Below are 2,304 nucleotides of genomic sequence, written 5' to 3'. Positions count from 1 at the left end.
AAAAAATAGAGGTTGATCCCTCCAATCCGGAGCATTTAATAACAGTACGTGGATTTGGATATCAATGGAGAGAGGTATCATTATGAATTTGTTTCGGGATAAACAGATAAGATATTTCTTTTTCTTTCTCCTCTTTTTTGGTTTATTACTTTTTCTTTGCGGAGGGATATTAGATGCCATACAGGCAAAGGCAATAGAAAATCTATTTCTTTCTCATAATAATGCTGTTGCCACGTCGCTCTTAGAACAGGGGATTCCAAAAGATGTGGTTGCTCAAGCAATCACCAATACCCAAATTAGTCAACAGGGCAATGATTTACTTATAAGCATTGGATTAACGGAGCGTACCTCAATCAGATTTTTACCGTTTATGAATGTGCTTCAAAATACAACACGACATTCCATGTTACTGATGGGGATTTGTTTGACCGTTGTGCTCTTTGGTGGTGCATCTTTCTTCTTCCGGAAAAGGGATAGGCTTTATCAGCAGGGGATACAGGTAATAGCGCATTTTGTAGAAGGGAATTTTACTCACCATATGCCCCAAATGAACGAGGGGTCAATTTATCGTCTTTTTGCATCTGTTGAGCAGCTTTCAACTATATTACAATCAAAAAGTGAAACAGAACAAAAGGCAAAGATATTTCTCAAAAATACAATAGCTGATATTTCTCATCAATTGAAAACTCCCCTTACAGCCCTTTCCATGTACCATGAAATTATTTCTGATGAGCCAGAGAATTTAGTCGTAGTAAAAGAATATTCAGATAAAATAGGGCAAGCACTGGAGCGTATGGAACAATTGATACAATCTATGTTGAAAATTACCCGATTAGATGCAGGCAATATTGTTTTTGAAAGGTATCACTATGGAATTTTAGAATTGGTAAAAGAAGCAATTCGAGAATTGACCACCCGGGCGGAAAAAGAGGGAAAAGATATTCTCTTGGATGGTTTAACGGAAGAAACTGTGTTTTGTGATAAGCAGTGGACCAGAGAAGCAATAGGGAATATAGTGAAAAATGCTTTAGACCATACTTCTGGGGGCGGGAAGATTTATATCTCATGGGAATGCACGCCAATTGTGACCCGAATTTTTATAAAAGACAACGGAGCTGGCATCGCTTCTCAGGATTTGCATCATATTTTCAAGCGGTTCTATCGCAGCAAAAAATCTCTTGATACCCAAGGTGTGGGACTTGGTCTATCTTTGGCAAAATCTATTATTGAGGAACAGGGAGGCGTTCTTTCTGTTCAAAGCAGTATTGACCAGGGAACTGTATTTATACTATCCTTCCTTACAGAACTGTAAGATTATGATTCACCTGAATGTAAGGTTTATCTGCTATGCTTATAGGAAAGGGGGTTAAAGGATGGAAGTATTAAAAATTGAACATTTAAGCAAAACTTATGGTTCTGGTGAAAATCGGGTTGAAGCCTTAAGGGACGTATCTTTTTCGGTGGAACAGGGTGAATTTTTGGCGGTAGTGGGCGAGTCCGGTTCAGGCAAGAGCACATTATTAAATTGTATCGGTGCTTTGGACACCCCTACTTACGGAAACATCTATATTGATGGAAAAGAACTGTTTTCTATGAAAGAGGAACAGCGCACTATTTTTAGGCGCCGTAATATCGGCTTTGTGTTTCAGTCTTTTCAGTTGGTTTCTGAGTTAACTGTGGAACAAAATATAGCGTTTCCCATTCTTTTAGATTATCGTCAACCGGAACGGGAGACAGTAGATGAAATTTTGGAAGTGTTAGGTTTGAAGGATCGCCGCCATCACTTGCCCAGCCAGCTATCGGGGGGACAGCAACAGAGGGTTGCAATTGGGCGAGCTTTGATTACTCGACCCAAATTGATTTTGGCTGATGAGCCTACGGGAAATTTAGATAGTAAAAATAGTCAGGACGTTATGGATTTGTTGATTCGGGCATCTCGTCACTATCAGCAGACGATTTTAATGATTACCCATAATATGAACTTGGCTGCATCAGTGGACAGGGTATTGCATGTAAAGGATGGTGTAATAACGGATTTGGGAGGGAAAGTCGATGAAAAGTTATCTTGACCTTGTACCCATTTCTTCGAAAGTCCATAAAAAACAAAATAGAATGTCCATATTTTGCATTGTTATAGCAGTGTTTCTGGTTACGGTTATTTTCGGAATGGCAGATATGTTTATTAGAAGTCAGATTATGCAAGCGCGTATGGAGGATGGGAATTGGCATGTGTCGTTTAAGGAAATCAGCGAGGAAGAAGCAAGGTTGATTTCTGCACGGCCTGAGGTTGTGGCATCGTCTTGG

2 protein-coding genes and 2 pseudogenes are annotated in these 2,304 nt (G+C 39.6%); all 4 read left to right on the top strand.

What is annotated here, in order from left to right:
- Positions 1 to 86: pseudogene (locus tag RTK36_RS16610) on the top strand (DNA-binding response regulator); the annotation flags it as partial.
- Entirely contained in the window at positions 83 to 1,312 is a 1,230-nt protein-coding gene (locus RTK36_RS14390; RefSeq protein WP_312047933.1) for a sensor histidine kinase, read from the top strand. The pseudogene RTK36_RS16610 and the gene RTK36_RS14390, both read left to right, overlap by 4 nt.
- Before the next feature lie 61 nt (positions 1,313 to 1,373).
- The gene (locus tag RTK36_RS14385; RefSeq protein ID WP_312047932.1) at positions 1,374 to 2,069 is read left to right on the top strand and encodes an ABC transporter ATP-binding protein; all 696 of its coding nucleotides are present in this window, start codon (positions 1,374 to 1,376) and stop codon (positions 2,067 to 2,069) included.
- A pseudogene (locus RTK36_RS14380) lies at positions 2,053 to 2,304 on the top strand (ABC transporter permease); the annotation flags it as partial. The gene RTK36_RS14385 and the pseudogene RTK36_RS14380, both read left to right, overlap by 17 nt.

Origin of the sequence: Anaerotignum sp. (assembly GCF_031981185.1) — a bacterium.
Classification (GTDB): Bacteria; Bacillota; Clostridia; order Lachnospirales; family Anaerotignaceae; genus Chakrabartyella.
This window is presented reverse-complemented; position numbering and strand designations above follow the sequence as displayed.

Coding starts and splice junctions, on each gene's coding strand:
- RTK36_RS14390 (WP_312047933.1), top strand. CDS start 83: ATGAATTTGTTTCGGGATAAACAGATAAGATATTTCTTTTTCTTTCTC.
- RTK36_RS14385 (WP_312047932.1), top strand. CDS start 1,374: ATGGAAGTATTAAAAATTGAACATTTAAGCAAAACTTATGGTTCTGGT.